General features: G+C 40.1%; 32 protein-coding genes. 1 reads left to right on the top strand and 31 read right to left on the bottom strand.

The genetic code is table 11. The annotated features are described in order from the left end of the window. Positions 1-653: 653 nt before the first annotated feature. Positions 654-1,520, bottom strand: coding sequence for an NAD(+)/NADH kinase (locus CE557_RS04165; RefSeq protein WP_114910325.1), 867 nt, complete (start codon positions 1,518-1,520; stop codon positions 654-656). A 550-nt stretch (positions 1,521-2,070) separates the two neighbouring features. Here CE557_RS04165 and CE557_RS04160 point away from each other — a divergent pair. After that, positions 2,071-2,853 (top strand): ankyrin repeat domain-containing protein, encoded by a 783-nt coding sequence (locus CE557_RS04160; protein ID WP_114910324.1) that lies wholly within the window; start codon positions 2,071-2,073, stop codon positions 2,851-2,853. Positions 2,854-3,283: 430 nt separating this feature from the next. On the opposite strand, the gene CE557_RS04155 is transcribed toward CE557_RS04160, so the two are convergent. The 30 genes from CE557_RS04155 to rplC all read right to left on the bottom strand — a co-directional run bounded on the left by CE557_RS04155 (position 3,284) and on the right by rplC (position 19,077). Then, positions 3,284-3,628, bottom strand: a complete 345-nt coding sequence (locus CE557_RS04155; RefSeq protein ID WP_114910323.1) for an FtsB family cell division protein — start codon at positions 3,626-3,628, stop codon at positions 3,284-3,286. Then, positions 3,600-4,250: a hypothetical protein gene (locus tag CE557_RS04150; RefSeq protein ID WP_114910322.1), complete on the bottom strand. Its 651-nt coding sequence runs from the start codon at positions 4,248-4,250 to the stop codon at positions 3,600-3,602. The genes CE557_RS04155 and CE557_RS04150 overlap by 29 nt, the downstream gene beginning before the upstream one ends. Before the next feature lie 582 nt (positions 4,251-4,832). Then, a complete protein-coding gene (rplQ, locus tag CE557_RS04145; RefSeq protein ID WP_114910321.1) occupies positions 4,833-5,318 on the bottom strand; it encodes a 50S ribosomal protein L17 in 486 nt (161 codons plus the stop codon). A 200-nt stretch (positions 5,319-5,518) separates the two neighbouring features. Further along, a complete protein-coding gene (locus tag CE557_RS04140; protein ID WP_114910320.1) occupies positions 5,519-6,502 on the bottom strand; it encodes a DNA-directed RNA polymerase subunit alpha in 984 nt (327 codons plus the stop codon). Positions 6,503-6,543: 41 nt separating this feature from the next. Next, on the bottom strand, positions 6,544-7,152 hold the full coding sequence (rpsD, locus tag CE557_RS04135; RefSeq protein WP_114910319.1) for a 30S ribosomal protein S4: 609 nt from the start codon (positions 7,150-7,152) through the stop codon (positions 6,544-6,546). A gap of 44 nt (positions 7,153-7,196) precedes the next feature. Further along, positions 7,197-7,589 (bottom strand): 30S ribosomal protein S11, encoded by a 393-nt coding sequence (gene rpsK / locus CE557_RS04130; protein WP_114910318.1) that lies wholly within the window; start codon positions 7,587-7,589, stop codon positions 7,197-7,199. A 63-nt stretch (positions 7,590-7,652) separates the two neighbouring features. Next, complete coding sequence (rpsM, locus tag CE557_RS04125; RefSeq protein WP_114910317.1) at positions 7,653-8,030, bottom strand: 30S ribosomal protein S13; 378 nt, start codon at positions 8,028-8,030, stop codon at positions 7,653-7,655. Positions 8,031-8,033: 3 nt separating this feature from the next. Beyond that, the gene (gene rpmJ / locus CE557_RS04120) at positions 8,034-8,150 is read right to left on the bottom strand and encodes a 50S ribosomal protein L36 (RefSeq protein ID WP_114910316.1); all 117 of its coding nucleotides are present in this window, start codon (positions 8,148-8,150) and stop codon (positions 8,034-8,036) included. A gap of 11 nt (positions 8,151-8,161) precedes the next feature. Beyond that, positions 8,162-8,389, bottom strand: a complete 228-nt coding sequence (infA, locus tag CE557_RS04115) for a translation initiation factor IF-1 (protein WP_114910315.1) — start codon at positions 8,387-8,389, stop codon at positions 8,162-8,164. Between the two features lie 152 nt (positions 8,390-8,541). Further along, positions 8,542-9,834 carry a preprotein translocase subunit SecY gene (secY, locus tag CE557_RS04110; RefSeq protein WP_114910314.1) on the bottom strand — a complete coding sequence of 431 codons (1,293 nt, stop codon included), beginning with the start codon at positions 9,832-9,834 and terminating at the stop codon, positions 8,542-8,544. Then, the gene (rplO, locus tag CE557_RS04105; protein WP_114910313.1) at positions 9,827-10,285 is read right to left on the bottom strand and encodes a 50S ribosomal protein L15; all 459 of its coding nucleotides are present in this window, start codon (positions 10,283-10,285) and stop codon (positions 9,827-9,829) included. The genes secY and rplO overlap by 8 nt, the downstream gene beginning before the upstream one ends. Before the next feature lie 6 nt (positions 10,286-10,291). After that, positions 10,292-10,471 (bottom strand): 50S ribosomal protein L30, encoded by a 180-nt coding sequence (gene rpmD / locus CE557_RS04100; protein WP_114910480.1) that lies wholly within the window; start codon positions 10,469-10,471, stop codon positions 10,292-10,294. A 7-nt stretch (positions 10,472-10,478) separates the two neighbouring features. Further along, positions 10,479-10,994, bottom strand: coding sequence for a 30S ribosomal protein S5 (gene rpsE, locus CE557_RS04095; protein ID WP_114910312.1), 516 nt, complete (start codon positions 10,992-10,994; stop codon positions 10,479-10,481). Positions 10,995-10,999: 5 nt separating this feature from the next. Continuing rightward, on the bottom strand, positions 11,000-11,353 hold the full coding sequence (gene rplR / locus CE557_RS04090) for a 50S ribosomal protein L18 (RefSeq protein WP_114910311.1): 354 nt from the start codon (positions 11,351-11,353) through the stop codon (positions 11,000-11,002). Positions 11,354-11,388: 35 nt separating this feature from the next. Beyond that, positions 11,389-11,940, bottom strand: coding sequence for a 50S ribosomal protein L6 (gene rplF, locus CE557_RS04085; protein ID WP_114910479.1), 552 nt, complete (start codon positions 11,938-11,940; stop codon positions 11,389-11,391). An 11-nt stretch (positions 11,941-11,951) separates the two neighbouring features. Beyond that, positions 11,952-12,356, bottom strand: coding sequence for a 30S ribosomal protein S8 (gene rpsH, locus CE557_RS04080; RefSeq protein ID WP_114910310.1), 405 nt, complete (start codon positions 12,354-12,356; stop codon positions 11,952-11,954). Positions 12,357-12,544: 188 nt separating this feature from the next. Then, positions 12,545-12,814, bottom strand: a complete 270-nt coding sequence (rpsN, locus tag CE557_RS04075; RefSeq protein WP_114910309.1) for a 30S ribosomal protein S14 — start codon at positions 12,812-12,814, stop codon at positions 12,545-12,547. Positions 12,815-12,825: 11 nt separating this feature from the next. Continuing rightward, positions 12,826-13,380, bottom strand: a complete 555-nt coding sequence (gene rplE, locus CE557_RS04070; RefSeq protein ID WP_114910308.1) for a 50S ribosomal protein L5 — start codon at positions 13,378-13,380, stop codon at positions 12,826-12,828. Continuing rightward, positions 13,373-13,720: a 50S ribosomal protein L24 gene (gene rplX, locus CE557_RS04065; RefSeq protein WP_114910307.1), complete on the bottom strand. Its 348-nt coding sequence runs from the start codon at positions 13,718-13,720 to the stop codon at positions 13,373-13,375. The genes rplE and rplX overlap by 8 nt, the downstream gene beginning before the upstream one ends. 3 nt (positions 13,721-13,723) lie before the next feature. Further along, entirely contained in the window at positions 13,724-14,092 is a 369-nt protein-coding gene (rplN, locus tag CE557_RS04060) for a 50S ribosomal protein L14 (RefSeq protein ID WP_114910306.1), read from the bottom strand. A gap of 2 nt (positions 14,093-14,094) precedes the next feature. Further along, entirely contained in the window at positions 14,095-14,349 is a 255-nt protein-coding gene (rpsQ, locus tag CE557_RS04055) for a 30S ribosomal protein S17 (RefSeq protein WP_114910305.1), read from the bottom strand. A gap of 5 nt (positions 14,350-14,354) precedes the next feature. Next, positions 14,355-14,558, bottom strand: a complete 204-nt coding sequence (gene rpmC, locus CE557_RS04050) for a 50S ribosomal protein L29 (RefSeq protein ID WP_114910304.1) — start codon at positions 14,556-14,558, stop codon at positions 14,355-14,357. Between the two features lie 84 nt (positions 14,559-14,642). Then, a complete protein-coding gene (gene rplP / locus CE557_RS04045) occupies positions 14,643-15,068 on the bottom strand; it encodes a 50S ribosomal protein L16 (protein WP_114910303.1) in 426 nt (141 codons plus the stop codon). A 193-nt stretch (positions 15,069-15,261) separates the two neighbouring features. Continuing rightward, positions 15,262-15,966 (bottom strand): 30S ribosomal protein S3, encoded by a 705-nt coding sequence (gene rpsC, locus CE557_RS04040; RefSeq protein WP_114910302.1) that lies wholly within the window; start codon positions 15,964-15,966, stop codon positions 15,262-15,264. 27 nt (positions 15,967-15,993) lie between these two features. Next, positions 15,994-16,380 (bottom strand): 50S ribosomal protein L22, encoded by a 387-nt coding sequence (gene rplV, locus CE557_RS04035; protein WP_114910301.1) that lies wholly within the window; start codon positions 16,378-16,380, stop codon positions 15,994-15,996. Between the two features lie 8 nt (positions 16,381-16,388). Continuing rightward, entirely contained in the window at positions 16,389-16,655 is a 267-nt protein-coding gene (gene rpsS / locus CE557_RS04030) for a 30S ribosomal protein S19 (RefSeq protein ID WP_114910300.1), read from the bottom strand. Then, positions 16,655-17,482, bottom strand: a complete 828-nt coding sequence (gene rplB / locus CE557_RS04025) for a 50S ribosomal protein L2 (RefSeq protein ID WP_114910299.1) — start codon at positions 17,480-17,482, stop codon at positions 16,655-16,657. Before rplB ends, rpsS begins: the two co-directional genes overlap by 1 nt. A 40-nt stretch (positions 17,483-17,522) precedes the next feature. Further along, positions 17,523-17,810, bottom strand: a complete 288-nt coding sequence (gene rplW, locus CE557_RS04020) for a 50S ribosomal protein L23 (RefSeq protein ID WP_114910298.1) — start codon at positions 17,808-17,810, stop codon at positions 17,523-17,525. Positions 17,811-17,813: 3 nt separating this feature from the next. Continuing rightward, on the bottom strand, positions 17,814-18,443 hold the full coding sequence (rplD, locus tag CE557_RS04015) for a 50S ribosomal protein L4 (protein WP_114910297.1): 630 nt from the start codon (positions 18,441-18,443) through the stop codon (positions 17,814-17,816). Between the two features lies 1 nt (position 18,444). Next, entirely contained in the window at positions 18,445-19,077 is a 633-nt protein-coding gene (rplC, locus tag CE557_RS04010; RefSeq protein ID WP_114910296.1) for a 50S ribosomal protein L3, read from the bottom strand. Positions 19,078-19,231 lie beyond the last annotated feature (154 nt).

Below are 19,231 nucleotides of genomic sequence, written 5' to 3'. Positions count from 1 at the left end.
CTGACTTAAGTAGACATACCAGAACCTTCTGTATTATAAAGAATCATACTCAAATACAGATTAATGCAGTATAATATAATTTATACAAAAATCAAAGCTTCAACGCACTACTATCCAATAGACTATTTGAAAGTCAAATGCAATATTCCTTTATCCGCAGCCACAACACCCCTAACTGCCTAACAACAATGCGCTTGATTTTTTATCAAGAAAAAAGGTATCTTTTCACGATACTGGTTCATAATGAATTTTATCCCACTTTTTGCTTGATAAAAAAGTGGACAAAAAATCAAGCCCTCGGCAAAAAGTCGCTGAAAGTGTCATCTTACAGATGGAAAAACAGAAAGCGCCCACTTTGGGGGCTTTAAAGGCAACTGTTTTTCCACATCATCTGTAAAATGCCACTTTCTACACCACGACTTTTTACAGGGGCGGTTCTTTTGACGCAAAAAACCACTGCGCTGAATACATACAAAAAAAGTAAAAATAAAATGGCCTTACGAACCCGTTTCGTGAACAAACACAAAAATTAGTATTTGAAAAAAATAATCAAATCGCGTATGTTAGGAGCATACCTAACATAAACTTAACTGACAACTGTAAGGCCTAACTTTTACTTCCTGCCATAATTAAATATTAACTACTACATCTTACTACTTTCTGGCATCCAATCCCCAGTAAAATTTTTCACGCAACACATCAAAAATAGTGGCCTGGCTAAACTGGACCAGCTTCAATGAATAGGGCGCTTTTTTAACCACAAATGGTTGTTGAGTAGTTATAGGCACCGCTCTTCCATCTGCAGAAACGAGCACTTCTTGACTTTTAACTAAAAAACTTAATAAAGCGGTGTCGGGCACCACCAAAGGGCGTAGGGCGAGGTTATGCGGACTTATAGGCGTAATCACGAAACTATTGGAACTGGTCAACACAATAGGGCCTGCGCAACTCAGCGAATAAGCAGTAGAACCGGTAGGTGTAGCAACAATCAACCCATCCGCTCGATAGGTAGTAATGAATTGCCCATCTATATAGGCCTCAATAGTGAGTAAATTAGCCCGCTCTCGCTTCAGCAAGGCTACTTCATTCAGTGCAAAAGCAACAGGTACAGTTGCCTGATATAAGGCCAATAGAGTGCGCGCCTCTAGGGCATAACTGCCCTCAAAAAATCCTATCAGTCCAGCAACAGCTTCTCTAGGGGTAGCCCTAGTTAAAAAGCCCAAATTACCTGTATGCATCCCCAATATAGGAATCGTATGATCTTTAAGGTAATGAATGGTCTCCAAAAAAGTCCCATCTCCGCCTATACTGATCATCAATTCTAGATCCAATTGCAAGGGTAACTGTTCTAACTCAAAAAGGGATAATGGGTATAACGTACCAATAGATGTAGGAAGTAATGCAGCTAAAACAGTAGACACCATCACACGTTTTTGGTATGCTTCTGCTAAAGAAAGGAGCTGCTCTAAAAATGCTAGACTAGCTGGACAAACTTTTCTGCTATGTATGGCAATCGACATATAGCTGTTATTAAAAACCTTAATACCACATCACAATAATCCCCAAACTTACCTTAATAATTTGAATGCAGCTAATATTTTTAAAATATGGGGCATACAAAATGGAGCATTTACCGCTTATCCAATCGATAAAAATATAACAATAAGCCACTTAAGGGGAAACCTATTCTAGCACAGGGGAGTAAATGGATCGTGGGTATATTCCAGCGCTCATGGCCGCCGATAAAAAGTTAACGCCATGGAAACAAATGGTAATTAAAATGATATTTTATTTGACTATCAATAAAATTAACAAATTAAGTTGACACCATTGTTCGACCGATTAGTAAATTATGTATACTTGACACATATTTACTTGGAATTATATTTATTTTTTATTATTAATTAAATACATCGTTTATACCTAATCAATAGGTCCTATCGATTCCATTACGCCTGTATTAAGGATCTTTGCTTATTTAGGGTTAAGCAGATGGCGCATAGGTATGCTATACGCATTGAAATAATGCTGATTGACTAATTGTAACATAAACCTTAAACAGTTCATATTATGCATATATATACACACTATCGTAGAGTAGGTTTATTCATTGGGCTATGCAGTTTACCTATCTTATCTGCCTGTGTAAGCACAAGAAGCATGAGCAATCATTTAGGTCTATCTAATATAGATAGCAATAATAATAGTTTAGACATTGGTGTATCACTGATACGAACTGATCGCTATACCAGTACGATGCCGGCCACTGGTACTACACCATCATCCAACATAATTACTCCACAAGAAGCATTCATTATTAACGCGATAGCAAAATCACCAGCAGGCTTGATACCTAATAGGCATAGGCAACTCTCCAACTGGGTCACTAATGAGGCCCCCTCGAATAGCGTAGCATTAGAAAATAGTATCTTAGATAACAAGATCTTAGAGGAAAAGATCCTAGAGGATATTCGAAGTAGCGGATTTTCGATAAAAAGAACAAAGTATTGGCTGGATCAAGGCCTAAATATAGATGCAAAGCATACACCAACAGGTTGGAGCCTATTAATATACGGCGTTCAGTATGATAAGAAAGACCTTGTTCGCTATCTATTAGCTAAGGGGGCCAATGTGGATATACAAGATATTTATGAATTTACACCTTTAATGAATGCATTATTAGTACTAGATGGTGCGCATATGACTGAGGATATGATTAACCTTTTAATACAATATAAGGCAAATCCATTTATAAAAGATATATATGGCAGCAATGCAGCATCAATTGCAAAGTCTATGGATAGGTTATATGGGTCCAATTTGGTAAAAATACTCAGCATGAGACGGGTCTAAAGGTGGCCTTATAGTAAAGTTTAAGCCATAAGGCATATTGATCTTGTTCTTGTTAAAAGCACAAGCAAAAAATCAAGCAATAGAATTATTGTTAAGCTCCGATTTTGGTATGTGTTCAGCGCAGTGGTTTTTTGCGTTAAAAGAACAACGCCCCTGAAAAAAGTCGCGTTTTAGAAAGTGGCATTTTACAGATGATTAGGAAAAACAGTTTCCTTTTAAGCCCCCGTAGGGGGCGCTTGCTGTTTTTCCATCTGTAAGATGACACTTTCAGCGACTTTTTACCGAGGGCTTGATTTTTTGTCCACTTTTTTATCAAGAAAAAAGTGGAATAAAATGCACTATGAACCAGTATCGTGAACAGATACCCGATTTTGGATCGAAACTTTTTACAGGGGGATCTACCTACTATAGACATAGCGTTGAACAGATACTATTCTCTTATAATAACATATACATCTTCTTGCTCGCGTTTCATATAATATTTTTCACGAGCAAACTTTTCTAAGCAATCCATATTATGCATAAGCTCTACTTTTTCTTTCTTAATCTGTTTAATCTGTAGATTATAATCGATCACATCTGTTTGCAATTTTTGCCAACGCTGGTACAGCCTATACTGTACAAACAGATTCTGATCATCCAAAAAACACATCCATACAACGAACAAAATGGTTACAATACAATAGGGATCTAACCACACTTTTTTAAAAAGGCGCATTTTACTTTTATGATAGATAGCGTGTTGATTATGCGCCATCCCCCTTTTCTGCTGCATCTTCCGGCTCACTGTTGACCACAGCTTTACAAAAATCTACAAGCGCTAGATAGGTTGCTTTTCGTCCATTATGAATGGATTTTTTTAACGTCTCATGATCACCTCCATTTATATAACGATCAAATGGGGCCATATAATGCTGTTGAATGGTAGCCCATAGCCGCTTGAAACTTAAAACCAACGCTTTCGTTTCAGGACCTTCTAGAGGGTTAACGTCTTTCATAAATAGAGCTTCCATAATGGCTACCCTCGGATCATCTAACGACCCAGGCGCCTCTTGTAGCTCAAAATGTTCAACGACTTTACAAATGATACGATATAAGTCAACAAATAGCAAATAGACTTGCTCCCACTCCTCTTTTTGAGCTAAAGAAAGCTGCTCAGGCAAGAGGTCGCGGGGAGCACCTATTCTTCCTAAGTAACGTTTGTAAAACAAATCGTTCTTTAAGAAAGCAAAAATTTGCGCTTTGACGCTTGGATCCAACGTTTGTGCATAGGATGCAGCATCACTTAACTGACCTATCCCTACACTAGATTGATGCTCAGAACACTTAGTCGGACAACCGCTTTGAAGTATACAACACAATAGGAAGATACTGGTCATTCTAATGTAGGCAAGCATAATAGATCATGTTTGATTGATAGCATAAATATTGCAACTTTAGCAAAAGAACTACACAAATACAATCGCGCCTTTATAATAGCCATAAAATGGTACGCATAGAGGTAGCGGGCAGCAAATCACTCAGAAGGGTAGAAAATGCAACCTATTTTTTTACTATGCAACTGTTTTTTCTTTGATCTGCCGCGCTACGATTTTTGATCACAATTTTCTACAAGGGGGTGCTTTGACAGCATAGCCATAACGATGCATGGATAGATCATAGCGGGAAAAAGATACGCCTAGTCTGCTGTCCAGGCTTTACAACAGATTTTTTACTGATCTACTAAACTACTTTGGAAACACTATCGGTCATTTGGACACTGACTTGAAGGATCTTGATCTGAGAAGGGATCTCGATCCGGAACACAAGGCCTCAAATAGATTGAGCAGATTCCGATTCTATGCGCCCCTGCAAATATTTCCAAAAAGCAGGTCGCCTAAAAAAACCTACTACACAATAGATAGGTTAAAAATGAAGCTGCTCGTAAAACGCACGGATGCTTAAGACGCAGCGCACAAAAAAGCAAGATAGATAAAGGACTATTCTTTAGCGGCCTCAGTCACTACTTCTTGTACGACAGCCGCACTTTCTTGCACCATAGCCGTACTGCCCTTTCTTCTCCTTCGTCGCACGGTTTTAACCACTTTAGCTTCTTTTATATAGATAGCATTGTAGTCCACTAATTCAATCATGCACATAGCCGCATTGTCTCCCGCACGATTGGCCAACTTAATGATACGGGTATAACCACCGAAACGTTGCTGAATTTTTTCAGCAATATGATTAAAGAGCTCTTTTACAGGCTCTTTATCTTGAAAGTGAGAAAAAACTATTCTTCTAGAATGCATAGTATCCTGCTTGGCTCTGGTAAGAATGGGTTCAATAAATGAACGCAATACCTTTCCTTTTGCTGCAGTGGTAACGATACGCTTATGCATAATGAGCGACTTAGCTAAATTCATAAGCAATGCTTTCCTATGGCCTGCAGGCCTACCCAACCGATTAATTTTATTTCTATGTCTCATTGGTTTATAATAAGAAGTCTAATAGCTACTGTACGACCCAGTTTTAAATAAAAATTAGACTTTCTGTAAAACGCGCTTATGCTGAGAAATTTGTAGGGGACACAGCACGCAAAACCGGATCGTACTAGATGTACGTGAGGACTTAAGCACCGGATCAACGAGCAAATTACCAGCAGAAGGCGTATCCCGCAGAAAGTCTACTACCCTTCCAACTTATACCTAGAGAGATCCATACCAATTTTCAGATTCTTTTCTGCCAAAAGTTGATCGATCTCATCACGTGACTTACGACCAAAATTTCTAAACTTCATGGTATCAAAATCTTTTACCGTTACAAGATCTTCTAAAGTCTCAATGCCTGCTGATTTAAGACAATTTAACACACGAGAAGAACACTTCAACTCACTAATATGGGTTTTGAGATTCCTTTGCATGGCTACTGTTTCCTCATCTAACATCTGAACCGTTTCATCTTCCGGAGATTGCACAACAATTTCCTTACCAGATAACAAATTAAGATGCTGAATCATTAACTTAGCCGCTTGCCGAATACTCTCCTCCGGACTAATGGAACCATCTGTTCTTATTTCAAAGGTCAATTGTTCATAATCTGTACGCTGCCCGACACGCATATTCTCCACACGATATTGTACACTTACAATAGGAGAAAAGATGGCGTCAATAGGAATAAGATCTAAGACTGGCTCTTTGGATTTATTCTCCTCAGCTGAAAGATAGCCCCTATGCTTGACTATACGCAGCTCTATATCAAAACTGGCAGATGCATCAAGCCTGCAAATCAGTAGATCTGGATTTAAAACTTCGAAAAAAGGAGTAGCTTTGGCAATATCACCTGCACGAAATTCAGATTTATTCACCCGAACCGAAATGATCGAATCACCGCCTTCTGCAATTTTCTTTAAACGCACCTGCTTGAGATTTAAAATAATCTCTACCAGATCTTCTTGTACGCCTTCAATAGTAGAAAACTCATGATGGACACCAGGAATTTTAATGGAAACAATAGCATACCCTTCTAGAGAAGATAACAATACTCGCCTCAGTGTATTACCAATAGTAGTACCATATCCTTTTTCAAGGGGACGAAAACTAAAAATGCCATACAAGGGATCCACTTTCTCCACAAATATCCTATCGGGCATTTGAAATGCTAATGACGACATATAGAATCTTTATTTGATTTAAAAAAGCAACAATAGAAGCACTATTTAGAATGGAGCTCGACAATGCTTCGCTCATTAATTTCTTCTGGTATTTCAGAACGCTGCGGAAAAGCAAGAAACTTGCCTACCATCAATGATGCATCCCATTCCAACCAACTATATTTACTAGATGGATGCGCTGCTACATTATGCACAATCAAAGCCATTTTTTCCGCCTTCTTAGCAATACCTATAATTTCTCCAGGCTTTAAGGTATAGGAAGGAATATCCACTAGGGAGCCATTCACAGTAATGTGCCCATGGGATACCATCTGCCTAGCCTCCCTGCGCGTAGCAGCAATACCCAGCCTATAAACGGTATTGTCTAAACGAGCCTCTAAACGCTGCAGGATTACTTCACCTGTAATGCCTTTACTTTTAGTAGCTTTTTCACAAAGGTTCTTAAACTGACGCTGCAATAGGCCATAGGTATATTTCGCTTTTTGCTGCTCTACCAATTGAAGCCCAAACTGAGAACGCCTTTTACGCCTTTTACCATGCTGCCCCGGCGGATAATTTTTTCTTTGTAATACCTTACTTACAGAGGAACCAAATATCGGACTATTGTATCTTCTTGCAACTTTGGCTTTTGGACCACGATATCTTGCCATACGCTATATTTTTTTCTAATATAAATTAGTAAGTTGTGTCTATATTATGGGCGCCTACGCTTAGGTGGCCGACAACCATTGTGCGGAAGAGGCGTAACATCTCTAATAGACATTACCTCTACAGAATGCTCTTGAAGGGTGCGAATGGCTGACTCGCGCCCAATGCCTGGACCCTGTACAAATACATTCACCCGTCGTAAACCCAGTTCATAAGCAGCTTTTGCACAGTCGGCTGATGCCATTTGAGCAGCATATGGTGTGTTTTTCTTAGACCCCTTAAAGCCCATCTTACCAGAAGAAGACCAAGCAATGACCTGACCAGCCTCATTGGTAATCGAAATAATAAGGTTATTAAAAGTAGCTTGAATATGGGCCTGCCCCTCCTTACCAACCTTTACAACCCTTTTTTTAACTTTATTTTTTCCCGTATTTTTCATAGTAATTTTCTATAGACGCTCTTTACCAAACAAGGAAAAGCATACACCAATAAGAGGCAATCTTTATTTGGTAGCCTTCTTTTTATTTGCAATAGTCTTAGGCTTTCCTTTACGCGTTCTAGCATTGGTTTTGGTCCGCTGACCACGAACCGGTAACCCCATCTGATGCCTATTGCCTCTATAACACTTAATCTCAACCAATCGCTTAATATTCAATCGAATTTCTGATTTTAAGTCTCCTTCTATTTTATAGACACCACGAATGGCAGTCCTGATGGTTTTTAATTCATCATCCGTCCAAGTAGCTACACGCCGATCTTTATCCATTTGAACGGCTTCAAGAATTTTATTTGCAGAACTTCTGCCAATCCCATATATATATGTTAGCGCAATCTCTCCTCGCTTATTATCTGGAATGTCTACACCTAATACCCTAGCCATATTCTATCCTTGTCTTTGTTTAAATTTAGGCTGCTTTTTATTGATCACATATAATAGACCCTTGCGACGTACAATCTTGCAATCAGCGCTTCTTTTTCTAACAGATGTTTTAACTTTCATAATTAAGGCAACTATTCGGTTGTTTTGTATCTGTGCACTATCCTAGCTTGCGTTAAATCATAAGGCGTTAGCTCCATCCTAACGGAATCGCCAGGAAGAATCCTAATATAGTTTTTACGCATCTTCCCAGAAATATGAGCCCTAACGATATGGCCATTTTTAAGCGCAACTTTGAATACCGCATTTGGTAATGCCTCTTGTACTATTCCACCTTGTTCAATAGGAGGTATCTTAGCCATATTGTTTTAATCCTACTTTATCTTATCTTGGTTCTCTCATCCCCCCTTACGCTGACCAAATCCTCCCTATCATACACAAAAGGTCACCCGGGGCTAATATACTAAATTTATTACGAATACCAGTAGCCCATTTTCAAAAGACTATTAAAAAATCAATTCAGCCTTGCCCCTTTGTTAATAATGACTTCATATCGACGCATCAACAAGTAGCTTTCAATTTGTTGAAAGGTTTCTAACATGGAACTAACCATAATTAACAAAGAAGTTCCCCCGTAGAATCTAGAAAAAGGTAAACTTAAACCAGCCATAGAGGCAAAAGCAGGTAAAATAGCAATAACGGCCAAGAAAATAGCACCTGGCAAGGTAATTCTATCCAACACACCATCTAAAAAACGGGCAGTGGCATTGCCAGAGGTCACACCAGGAATAAAACTACCCGCCCGCTTCATATCTTCTGCTATTTGAACAGGATTAACGGTAATAGCGGTATAAAAAAAAGTAAAAACAATAATAAAAAAGGCAAACAAAAGGTTAAATAGCCAACTGGTAAAATCTTGCAACATGCCACTGATTTGGGCCAGCCAAACGCATTTATCCTTCCAAAAGCCTAACAAAAATGAAAAGGCAAAAATTAAAAGGTTGGCAAATATAATGGGCATGACACCCGCACTATTGAGTTTAAAGGGTATATATTGACGCTGCCCCCCATATATTGTACTGGTACTCAATTGCTTTGCATACTGAATAGGGACCCTGCGTGTAGCTTGCGTAAAAGCAACTAACGTAAGCACAATTAAAAACAATACGAGCAATTCAAATACAAATAAAAACATAGACCTACTACCACGGTGGACGGCTTCCTGGTATAAAGCAGAGGGTAAAGAAGAAACAATACCTACCATCATTAACATGGTAACCCCATTGCCAATGCCCTTATCTGTAATTTTTTCTCCTAACCACATACAAAATAGGGCGCCTGCAGTCAAAATAATAATAGAAATAAAAATAAACAGCGTACGCCCTATAGAGACATTGCCACTTCCTGTGGCCATGAATAAATATTGAAAAGACTGAAAGATAGCAATAACAACGGTAAGTATGCGAGAAATTTGCGCAATTTTACGCTTACCCATTTCGCCTTCACGTTGTATCTTTTGAATTTTTGGCCAAGCAATGGACAAAAGCTGCATGATAATAGAAGCGGAAATATAAGGCGTAACGCCCACTGAAAAAACAGAAACCTGACTCAATGAACCGCCTAAAAAACTATCGAGCAAACCAAATACCCGCTTGGCACTACCAGAAATTTGCGCTACATCTATACCTGGTAAAGCAATGATACTACCTATACGGAAAAGGATCAAAAAGAACAAGGTATTCCTTATACGAAGGCTAAGTTCTTTGATCAAAAATATATCCTTAATAACCTTAAATAACTTATTCATATATAGGTAATATAGTAACTGCTCCGCCAAGGTTTTGAATAGCTTGTAAAGCAGCAGCTGAACAACGATGCGCAGCAACCGCAAGCTTAAGGGTCAACTGCCCATCTCCTAATATTTTATACCTTTCACGTTTTCCGATTATGTTATGCTTGCGCAAGAAAATAGGATCTATACAAGTAACCTGGTACTTATCGGCCAATGCTTGCAAAGTAGAAAGATTCAAAGGGGTAAACTCAATGCGACTAGGACATTTAAACCCATACATAGGAATACGCCTTTGCAAGGGTTGCTGACCGCCTTCAAAACCAACTTTTCTCTTATAACCAGATCTAGATTGCGCACCATTATGCCCACGGGTAGCGGTGCCTCCTTTACCAGAACCTTGCCCTCTACCGATGCGTTTTTTACGATGTAAAGCACCGATGGCTGGTTTAAGTGTATGTAATTCCATAAGCCATTATATCTTTTCTGTAACTACTAAATGGTTGACTTTGCTTACCATACCCCAAATTTGAGGCGTAGCTTCAACCACAACACGTTTATTGATGCGACCCAATCCAAGTGCCTTGATGGTAGCCTTTTGGGATTTAGGCCGTTTGATTAAACTACGTACCTGAGTAATTTTAATTTTTTCCATAACAACCTTATCCATTAAAGACTTGATCTAAAGAGATGCCACGCTGCTTGGCAATGGTCAAAGGATCACGCAACTGCAATAGGGCCTTAAAAGTCGCCTTGACCACATTATGCGGATTAGAAGAACCTTGAGACTTAGACAAAACATTCTTAATACCCACACTTTCCAAAACGATGCGCACACCGCCACCGGCAATTACACCGGTACCAGAGGCTGCTGGCTTAAGCAACACATGGCCACCACCATATTTACCAACTGCACCATGCGGAATGGTATCGCGTAAAATAGGGACTTTAATAAGATTGCGCTTGGCTTCCTCTACTCCCTTTGCAATCGCATCGGTTAACTCTTTTGCTTTACCCAACCCATAACCTACTACACCATCGCCATTTCCCACTACTACCACTGCAGAAGAACTAAATCTCCGCCCTCCTTCCACCACCTTGGTAACACGGTTAATGGCAACTACCCTTTCTTCAAGATTATAGTCACTGGCCCTGAGTTTTTTACCACCTAATATCATATTGACTAAAATTTAAGACCTTGTGCGCGTGCACCTTCTGCCAAAGCTTTGACCTTGCCATGGTAAATATACCCCGAACGATCAAATACAATGGCTGTAATGCCCTTGGCGATTGCTTGCTCAGCAATTGCTTTGCCTAGCTCCAAGGCTCCAGCAACATTATTTTTACTAATCTTTAACTTGTATAAAGAAGAAGAGAGCAGCGTTTCCCCTGTATCATCATTAATCAGCTGTGCATACATAGAGGTATTGCTCTTAAAAAGAGAGAGACGCGGCTGCGTACGTGTTCCATGCACACGCTTTCTAATTCTTTTTCTAACTTTAAGTCTCCTTTCTACCTTTTTATCCTTTATTTTCATCTTTTCTACTGGATACTAAATCGTTCAAATATGCGCTACTTTTTAGTAGACTTACCAACCTTACGTCGCACCTGCTCACCTAAGAATCTAACGCCCTTCCCTTTATAAGGCTCCACCTTCCTTAGAGAACGAATTTTAGCAGCTACTTGACCAAGTAGTTGCTTATCCATGCATGCTAAGTGTACCAATGGACTTTTCCCTTTAGGGAGTTCAGCAGTAGCCGTTACTTCTTCTGGTAAAACCAGAACAATATCATGAGAATAACCTAAGCTTAGCTCGAGCAATTTACCTTGGACACTGGCTTTGTAGCCAACCCCTACCAACTCTAAGGTAGACTTAAACCCAACACTGACCCCTACAACCATATTTTGAATCAAAGCTCTATAAAGGCCATAAAGTGCCTTAGATTTTTTAAGATCAACGGGTATAATTTTAACGAGTGTTTCAGCAATTTCAACCGTAATGGCTGGATGAAGTTGCTGACGCAAGATGCCTTTCGCACCTTTAACTTCCACAATCCCTCCATCTATTGTGGATACAACCACACCTGATGGCACATGAATGGGCTGCTTTCCTATTCTTGACATTTTTCCTAACTTTAGTAAACATAACAAAGCACCTCACCACCCACATGGGTTTTTCGGGCCTCTTTATCCGTCATAATCCCTTTAGAAGTGGACAATATGGCGATACCCAACCCATTAATGACACTGGGCATAGCAGCTACAGTGGCGTACTTACGCAAGCCTGGTTTGCTTACACGCTGCAACTTTACAATAGCAGATTGCTTGGTAAAAACATCATACTTGAGGGCAATTTTAATAATAGGCTGGACACTATTGGGCCTAGACACTACTTTATAGCCCCGAATATATCCTTTTTCTTGTAAGACCTCTGTAAGCTTCGTCTTTGTTTTTGAAGCAGGAATTTCTACAATGCTATGTTTGGCATGAATAGCATTTCTGATCCTAGTAAGATAATCAGCTATTGGATCTGTAGTCATAGTAGTTATAGATTAACATAATAATAAAAACAGGTATACATTAAACCTTTTTGAAATTCGATTGCTAATGACCATTTTAAACCTACTCACATGCCTCAAATACAATATAGTTCGGAGCTCTATTGCACTGCTCCTAAAAATTGCGCACCACAAACCGCCTTCGAAAAAGGTCCATTACAGCTAGAGGATTACCAACTTGCTTTACGAATACCTGGCAATTTCCCTTCTAAAGCCCATTGCCTAAATACCAGTCTGGAAACGCCAAATTTTCTGATATACCCACGACCTCTTCCAGTTATATTGCACCTGTTGCGCAACCGTACGGGAGAAGCATTCTTAGGCAGCTTATCGAGCGCCATATAGTCACCTTGTGCCTTTAAAGTAGCCCTCTTGGCAGCATATTTTGCTACCAAACCTCTTCTTTTCCTATCCCTTGCTTTAACTGATTCTTTTGCCATAACCTTTTCAATTAATCTTGCTCCACATTAAAGGGCATCCCTAAAGCTTTCAAGAGCTGAAGTGCAGCTTCGTTGTTTGGGGCAGTTGTCACAAAAGTTACATTCATACCATTGATCTTAAGCACCTTATCAATGCTAATTTCTGGGAATATGATTTGCTCTTGAATGCCCACATTATAGTTTCCCTTGCCATCAAATCCAGTGGTACGCAACCCCCAAAAATTTCTAATCCTGGGCAATGCAATAGAGATAAAACGATCCAAAAACTCATACATCATTCGCCCACGCAAAGTTACTTTTACACCAATAGGCATACCGACTCTAAGCTTAAAATTAGATACGGACCTTTTTGCACGCGTAGGCACAGCACACTGTCCAGCAATAGCGGTTAACTCCTCTAATCCAAGCTGAATCAATTTTTTATTGGATACGCCATCACCCAACCCTTGGTTGATACATATCTTATGCAATCTAGGGACCTGCATAGGAGAATGATACCCAAATAGCGCTTTAAGCGCGGGAATAACTTCTACAAAATACTTTTCTTGTAATCTAGGCTTACACATTTTTTATAAAATTTCCTGTTTTTTTAGCATACCGCTGGAGCTTACCAACTTCATTATGTTTTCTTCCCACACGAGTAGCTTCCCCACTGGCCGGGTCAATTAACATGAGATTACTAATATGGATAGGAGATGGCTGCCTCTGGATGGTCCCTTTAGGATTTGAAGCAGAAGGCTTTACATGTCTGGCTACTATATTCATACCTTCGACAATGGCACGATATACTTTGGGGAATACCTTTAAAACAGTGCCCTGTTCATTTCTATGTTTACCTGCCAAAATTTTCACACGGTCTCCTCTTCGAATGTGCACCTTGAGGTGCTTTTTTATTGTTGTTTTCATACCTTATAGTACTTCATCAGCTAAAGAAGCTATTTTCATAAACTTCTTGTCTCTAACCTCCCTAGCAACTGGCCCAAAAACACCCGTTCCCTTTGGCTCATTATTATTTTCAATTAAAACAATGGCATTGTCTTCAAAGCGAATATAAGAACCATCTTTACGCCTTACTTCCTTTCGGGTACGTACCACTACAGCTTTAGAGATGGTGCCCTTTTTAAGGGTACTAGAAGGGTTAGCCGTTTTTACGGTTACTACAATTTTATCACCCACATGAGCATATCGCCTACGTGTTCCACCTAAAACACGAATACAAAGGGCAGTCTTTGCACCACTATTATCGGCTACTTTTAGTATTGATTCCTGTTGTATCATCTTTATTTAGCTCTTTCTATGATTTCAACCAACCTCCATCGCTTCTTTTTACTTAAAGGACGGGTTTCCATAATCTTTACCAGATCACCAATACTACAACTATTTTCCTCGTCATGGGCCATAAACTTAGTGGCTGTTTTGACAAACTTACCATATACAGGGTGTATGGATTTGGTATCGATTACAACGGTTATGGTCTTATGGGACTTATTACTGGTAACCCTTCCGATCTTTTCTTTTCTTCTATTTCTCAGCATGGTGATTACAATTCTGATGGTTGCCCGAGGCAACTATTCTGAGCTGTTTTTAGTCTTGCAATAGATTTTCTCGTTTGCCTAATTTTCATAGGGTTCTCAATAGGGGAAACCGAATGAGCAAATCTTAGCTTTACTAAATAATCCAACTCTTCCTTTAGCTTATCGTTGCATTCTTCAGAAGAAAGTAACTGAATATCTTTATACTTCATTTTAAAACCTTATTAGACTTCTTTGAATATTCAACTAAAATAATAATACCTTACAACCTTAACATCCCATACGACCCCCAATCCCTATGCAGCTGGATGGTAGTCTCTTCGAACTACGAAATTTGCCTTAATAGGTAACTTATGGATGGCAAGACGCATGGCACGCTCAGCTACTTCCCGAGAGACACCATCTAACTCAAATAGAATTCTACCAGGCTTAACAACCGCTACAAAACAATCTGGAGCGCCCTTGCCCTTTCCCATTCTTACTTCAGCCGGCTTTTTGGTAAGCGACTTATCTGGAAAGATCCTATTCCAAACCTGCCCTTGCCGCTTCATTTCTCTTGTAATGGCAATACGCATGGCCTCGATCTGCCGAGCTGTAATATAAGAAGGCTCTAATGCCTTCAGCCCAAAGGTACCAAATTCTAACGAACTTCCCTTCATGGATAAGCCTTTTATTCGCCCCTTCTGCGTTTTTCTATAACGTACTCTTTTTGGTTGTAACATTTTAATTGTTCAATACAAAAGTTGATACCACTAGCCTCTTCCCAAAACGCTACTGCTGCTGGTCATTTGCACGTTGATCGGGTTCACAAACCTAGACGTACGCCTGGCACGCTGTGGCTTTGCACTCGGTGCCTTCTATAAATTCCTCAGCTACAAAGTGTGTTTCAAAAGAAGGCTACGTAATGAAGTCTAGCTATTTCCGTTCTCTGGAAGGCGGAATCGCCTTCTCTCCTATCCTACTTACTTTGCCTGCTGAACGCTGTGGATGATGCACCGCAACATCACCCCTAGAAATCCAAACTTTAATACCTATTCTACCATAAATGGTATGGGCTTCGAGCGCAGCATAATCTATGTCATTGCGAAGCGTATGGAGTGGCACAGAGCCTTCCTTAAATTCATCTGACCTAGCCATTTCAGCACCATCTAGCCTACCAGAAACCTTAATCTTAACGCCTTGCGCACCTGCACGGACCACCGCAGCGATGGCTTGCTTGACCACACGCTTATAAGGCATACGGCCTCTAATCTGTTGTGCAATTTGCAAGGCGACCAACTTAGCCTCTAAATCTGGTTTTTTTACCTCAACAATATTCAACTCAACTTCTTTTTTAGTGAGCTTCTTCAACTCCTCTTTTACCTTATCGACTTCTGTACCCGACTTGCCAATCACAATGCCTGGGCGAGCCGTTCGAATGGTAACGGTAATTTTTTTACCCGCACGCTCTATAAGGATTCTAGCGACACTTGCTTTGGCCATTCGAACATCTAGATAAGTGCGAATCTTTTCATCCTCCATTAACTTTTCTGCATAAGAGGTTTTTGATGCAAACCAACTAGAATCTGGTTTTCGAATGAACCCAACTCTAAAGCCCACGGGATTAACTTTTTGACCCATTGTAGTATTATTTCGTCTATAGTATGGTTACGTTGTTGTATTGGACGCCACCTCATGCGGCAGATCAGCAACACTTGCTGCGCTATCTACCACAATAACAACATGACTAGATCTTTTTCTAATCCTATGCGCTACACCCCTTGGTGCAGGCATAATTCTTTTGAGCATACCTGCCCGATCAACCGTTATTCGCTTTACAAAAAGTGGCTCCTCTTCTAAAGAGGTGGTATGGCTATTTTGCCAATTTGAAATAGCAGAAAGCAAAAGTTTTCTAAGCTGCACAGCAGCCTGCTGTGGCTTATTCTGTAAAATAGCCAATGACGTAGCTACGCTTTTACCTCTAATAAGCGCTGCTAAAAGTCCAATCTTACGCGCAGATATAGGTAGTTTTTTTAACTTTGCGGTTGCCTCCATGGTTCAAATTATCTCTTTTTAGACGTATGGCCTTTAAAATTTTTTGATAAGGCAAACTCACCGACCTTATGGCTTACCATTGACTCTGTAATAAAAACGGGAATAAACTTATGTCCATTGTGGACCGCAAGGGTATGGCCCACAAAATCTGGCGTAATAGTGGACCGCCTAGACCAGGTTTTTACTACCGTTTTCTTACCGGATTCATTGAGCATATCTATCTTACGTTGTAGATGATACGCCACATAGGGTCCCTTTTTTATAGATCTACCCATTATTTTTTCTTTTTACTAATGATCAGTCTAGTAGAATATTTATTGCGATTGCGGGTCTTTTTACCCTTTGTATACAACCCTTTAGCAGACCTAGGATGCCCTCCAGAGGCCTTGCCTTCTCCACCACCCATTGGATGATCAACAGGGTTCATTACAACAGCCCGGACACGTGGCCTTTTACCCAACCAACGACTTCTACCTGCTTTCGCAATGGTCACATTACCATGGTCGCTATTGGAAACGGATCCAATCGTAGCCATACAATTTGCCAATACCAAACGCCTTTCACCAGAAGGCAACTTAATGGTTACATATTTACCACTTTTAGAAAGTAGCTGTGCATAAGACCCCGCACTTCTAGCTAATGCCGCCCCCCGTCCAGGTGCTAGTTCAATATTATGAATAATTGTTCCCAGTGGGATATCCTTCATTTCCATAGCATGGCCTGCCTCTATTGAGGCATTTGAACCCGCTACAACCTTAGCCCCCACTTTAAGTCCTTCCGGGGCTATAATATAACTTTTTTCACCATCTACATAATGCAATAGGGCAATGTATGCAGTACGCATGGGATCATACTCAATGGAATGTACAAAGGCAGGGATTTCTAGCTTCCTTCTTTTAAAATCAATAAGGCGCGCACGCCGCTTATGTCCACCTCCCCTATGTGGAACGGTAATTCTACCGCGGTTATTCCGACCACCCGTGCGCTTGGTTTTCACTAAGAGTGACTTTTCCGGTTTACGTGTAGTAATAACGGTAGAGAAATCTGGCGCTATTCTAAAACGCTGACCGGGCGTGGTTGGATTAAGTTTCTTTAATGGCATAACTAGATCAACTAACAGCTATAAAATTCAATACAAAAGGCTAGAAATTACTATAAAAATCTATAACATCTCCTGCCTTAAGCGTTACAAGTACTTTCTTATAGGAAGGCTTTTTTCCTTTCATTACAAAGGATTTGGTATGCCGTGTGATGGATTTACCAGCATAACGCATGGTATTAATTTTGTCCACTGTAACGCCATAAAAACGCTCAATTTCTTTTCGTATCTGGTGCTTATTCGCACGGTCATCTACGATTAGACCATATACACCATGCTTATTAAGCGCGGATACTTTTTCGGTTACCAAAGGTTTCTTTAGGATATTCATCTGTTATGGTCTCAATTTTTCTACTATAGGCACTATAGCACTCTCCATAATCAACAATTGTTTTGCCTGCATCAGGTCATAGGTATTAACGTGATCCACACAAAGCACTTTTGCTTGTTTGATATTCCTACTAGATAGTACAATATTTTTGTCTACGTTAGGCAAGATCAATAAGGTCTTTTTATCACAAACAGACAGGTTTTGTAACATACCTAAATAGTTTTTTGTTTTTGGCGTATCAAAAGAAAAGGACTCTAAAACGGCAATACGACTCCCCTGAGCTTTATAGGTAAATGCAGACTTTCTAGCCAGCCTTTTTACTTTACGATTTAATTTAAAGCTATAATCCCTTGGTTTTGGACCAAAAACACGCCCGCCTCCTCTGAATAAAGGCGACTTAACGTCACCAGCTCTAGCGGTACCCGTACCTTTTTGTCTTTTAATTTTTCTTCTAGAGCCATTTACTGCACCCCGTTCTTTTGACTGATGCGTCCCCTGACGCCCACCTGCTAAGATGGATTTGACATCTAAATAAATGGCATGATCGTTCGGCTCAATACCAAAAACCTCCTCTGGCAATACAACAGAACGGCCTGCTTCCTCCCCTGTATATTTTAATACTGATAGGTTCATTTTATTTCTCCAAAATTACATAACCATTATTGGCACCAGGGACTGCCCCATGGAGCACGATCAGATCTTTCTCTGGCAACACCTTGACCACCTGGAGGTTTGCCACCTTAACCCTATTGCCACCTGTTCTTCCAGCCATACGCATTCCCTTGAATACACGGGATGGAAAAGAAGCTGCACCAACAGAACCAGGCGCTCTTTCTCTATTGTGTTGACCATGGGAACGACCACCAACGCCACTAAAACCATGCCGCTTGACCACACCTTGGAAACCCTTTCCTTTGGACTTACCCACCACATCTATAAATTCACCCTCGACAAACATATCTTCTATACGAATCACCTGGCCCAATGCAACCTGCTTCAAACGCTCCTCATCCTCACACCTAAATTCAACCAGTTTATGCTTGGGCGTAGTAGAAGCCTTAGCAAAGTGACCCATAAGGGGTTTGATGGTATTTTTTTCTTTTTTATCGCCATAGGACAACTGAATAGCCTGATAGCCATCTATAGACCTTGTCCTAATCTGCGTCACCACACAAGGACCGCCTTGAATAACAGTGCATGCCTTCTTTTGACCTTTACTATCATAAAGACTGGTCATCCCAATCTTTTTTCCTATGATTCCAATCATGACTTATCATTAACCATACCCATTCCATCGCTCCAAAACTAGCCAAAACAACCAGGAAGGATTATACAGCGAGAGGGCAAATTTAAATAAAAATCTAAGTCGGATCAAGTGACCCGCCTTAAAACCCCACTACATCTAGGATGCGCGTGATCCA

The sequence above is a fragment of the Cardinium endosymbiont of Sogatella furcifera genome (assembly GCF_003351905.1).
Lineage (GTDB): Bacteria > Bacteroidota > Bacteroidia > Cytophagales > Amoebophilaceae > Cardinium.
This window is presented reverse-complemented; position numbering and strand designations above follow the sequence as displayed.

Bases quoted from the DNA above. Each gene is read 5' to 3' on its own strand.
- rplO (WP_114910313.1), bottom strand. From the start codon at position 10,285: ATGGAATTACATACACTTAAACCAGCCATCGGTGCTTTACATCGTAAA.
- CE557_RS04140 (WP_114910320.1), bottom strand. From the start codon at position 6,502: ATGTCGTCATTAGCATTTCAAATGCCCGATAGGATATTTGTGGAGAAA.
- rplF (WP_114910479.1), bottom strand. From the start codon at position 11,940: ATGTCAAGAATAGGAAAGCAGCCCATTCATGTGCCATCAGGTGTGGTT.
- rpsE (WP_114910312.1), bottom strand. From the start codon at position 10,994: ATGATATTAGGTGGTAAAAAACTCAGGGCCAGTGACTATAATCTTGAA.
- rpsD (WP_114910319.1), bottom strand. From the start codon at position 7,152: ATGGCAAGATATCGTGGTCCAAAAGCCAAAGTTGCAAGAAGATACAAT.
- CE557_RS04155 (WP_114910323.1), bottom strand. From the start codon at position 3,628: ATGCAGCAGAAAAGGGGGATGGCGCATAATCAACACGCTATCTATCAT.
- rplC (WP_114910296.1), bottom strand. From the start codon at position 19,077: ATGATTGGAATCATAGGAAAAAAGATTGGGATGACCAGTCTTTATGAT.
- rpsH (WP_114910310.1), bottom strand. From the start codon at position 12,356: ATGACTACAGATCCAATAGCTGATTATCTTACTAGGATCAGAAATGCT.
- CE557_RS04150 (WP_114910322.1), bottom strand. From the start codon at position 4,250: ATGCTTGCCTACATTAGAATGACCAGTATCTTCCTATTGTGTTGTATA.
- rplX (WP_114910307.1), bottom strand. From the start codon at position 13,720: ATGAAAACAACAATAAAAAAGCACCTCAAGGTGCACATTCGAAGAGGA.
- rpsS (WP_114910300.1), bottom strand. From the start codon at position 16,655: ATGGGTAGATCTATAAAAAAGGGACCCTATGTGGCGTATCATCTACAA.
- infA (WP_114910315.1), bottom strand. From the start codon at position 8,389: ATGGCTAAGATACCTCCTATTGAACAAGGTGGAATAGTACAAGAGGCA.
- rpmJ (WP_114910316.1), bottom strand. From the start codon at position 8,150: ATGAAAGTTAAAACATCTGTTAGAAAAAGAAGCGCTGATTGCAAGATT.
- rplD (WP_114910297.1), bottom strand. From the start codon at position 18,443: ATGAACCTATCAGTATTAAAATATACAGGGGAGGAAGCAGGCCGTTCT.
- rplP (WP_114910303.1), bottom strand. From the start codon at position 15,068: ATGTTACAACCAAAAAGAGTACGTTATAGAAAAACGCAGAAGGGGCGA.
- CE557_RS04160 (WP_114910324.1), top strand. From the start codon at position 2,071: ATGCATATATATACACACTATCGTAGAGTAGGTTTATTCATTGGGCTA.
- rpsC (WP_114910302.1), bottom strand. From the start codon at position 15,966: ATGGGTCAAAAAGTTAATCCCGTGGGCTTTAGAGTTGGGTTCATTCGA.
- rplN (WP_114910306.1), bottom strand. From the start codon at position 14,092: ATGATACAACAGGAATCAATACTAAAAGTAGCCGATAATAGTGGTGCA.
- rplQ (WP_114910321.1), bottom strand. From the start codon at position 5,318: ATGAGACATAGAAATAAAATTAATCGGTTGGGTAGGCCTGCAGGCCAT.
- rpmC (WP_114910304.1), bottom strand. From the start codon at position 14,558: ATGAAGTATAAAGATATTCAGTTACTTTCTTCTGAAGAATGCAACGAT.
- rplB (WP_114910299.1), bottom strand. From the start codon at position 17,482: ATGCCATTAAAGAAACTTAATCCAACCACGCCCGGTCAGCGTTTTAGA.
- rpsQ (WP_114910305.1), bottom strand. From the start codon at position 14,349: ATGCTGAGAAATAGAAGAAAAGAAAAGATCGGAAGGGTTACCAGTAAT.
- rplV (WP_114910301.1), bottom strand. From the start codon at position 16,380: ATGGAGGCAACCGCAAAGTTAAAAAAACTACCTATATCTGCGCGTAAG.
- rplE (WP_114910308.1), bottom strand. From the start codon at position 13,380: ATGTGTAAGCCTAGATTACAAGAAAAGTATTTTGTAGAAGTTATTCCC.
- rplW (WP_114910298.1), bottom strand. From the start codon at position 17,810: ATGAATATCCTAAAGAAACCTTTGGTAACCGAAAAAGTATCCGCGCTT.
- secY (WP_114910314.1), bottom strand. From the start codon at position 9,834: ATGAATAAGTTATTTAAGGTTATTAAGGATATATTTTTGATCAAAGAA.
- rpsK (WP_114910318.1), bottom strand. From the start codon at position 7,589: ATGAAAAATACGGGAAAAAATAAAGTTAAAAAAAGGGTTGTAAAGGTT.
- rpsN (WP_114910309.1), bottom strand. From the start codon at position 12,814: ATGGCAAAAGAATCAGTTAAAGCAAGGGATAGGAAAAGAAGAGGTTTG.
- rplR (WP_114910311.1), bottom strand. From the start codon at position 11,353: ATGAAAATAAAGGATAAAAAGGTAGAAAGGAGACTTAAAGTTAGAAAA.
- rpmD (WP_114910480.1), bottom strand. From the start codon at position 10,471: ATGGAAAAAATTAAAATTACTCAGGTACGTAGTTTAATCAAACGGCCT.
- rpsM (WP_114910317.1), bottom strand. From the start codon at position 8,030: ATGGCTAGGGTATTAGGTGTAGACATTCCAGATAATAAGCGAGGAGAG.
- CE557_RS04165 (WP_114910325.1), bottom strand. From the start codon at position 1,520: ATGTCGATTGCCATACATAGCAGAAAAGTTTGTCCAGCTAGTCTAGCA.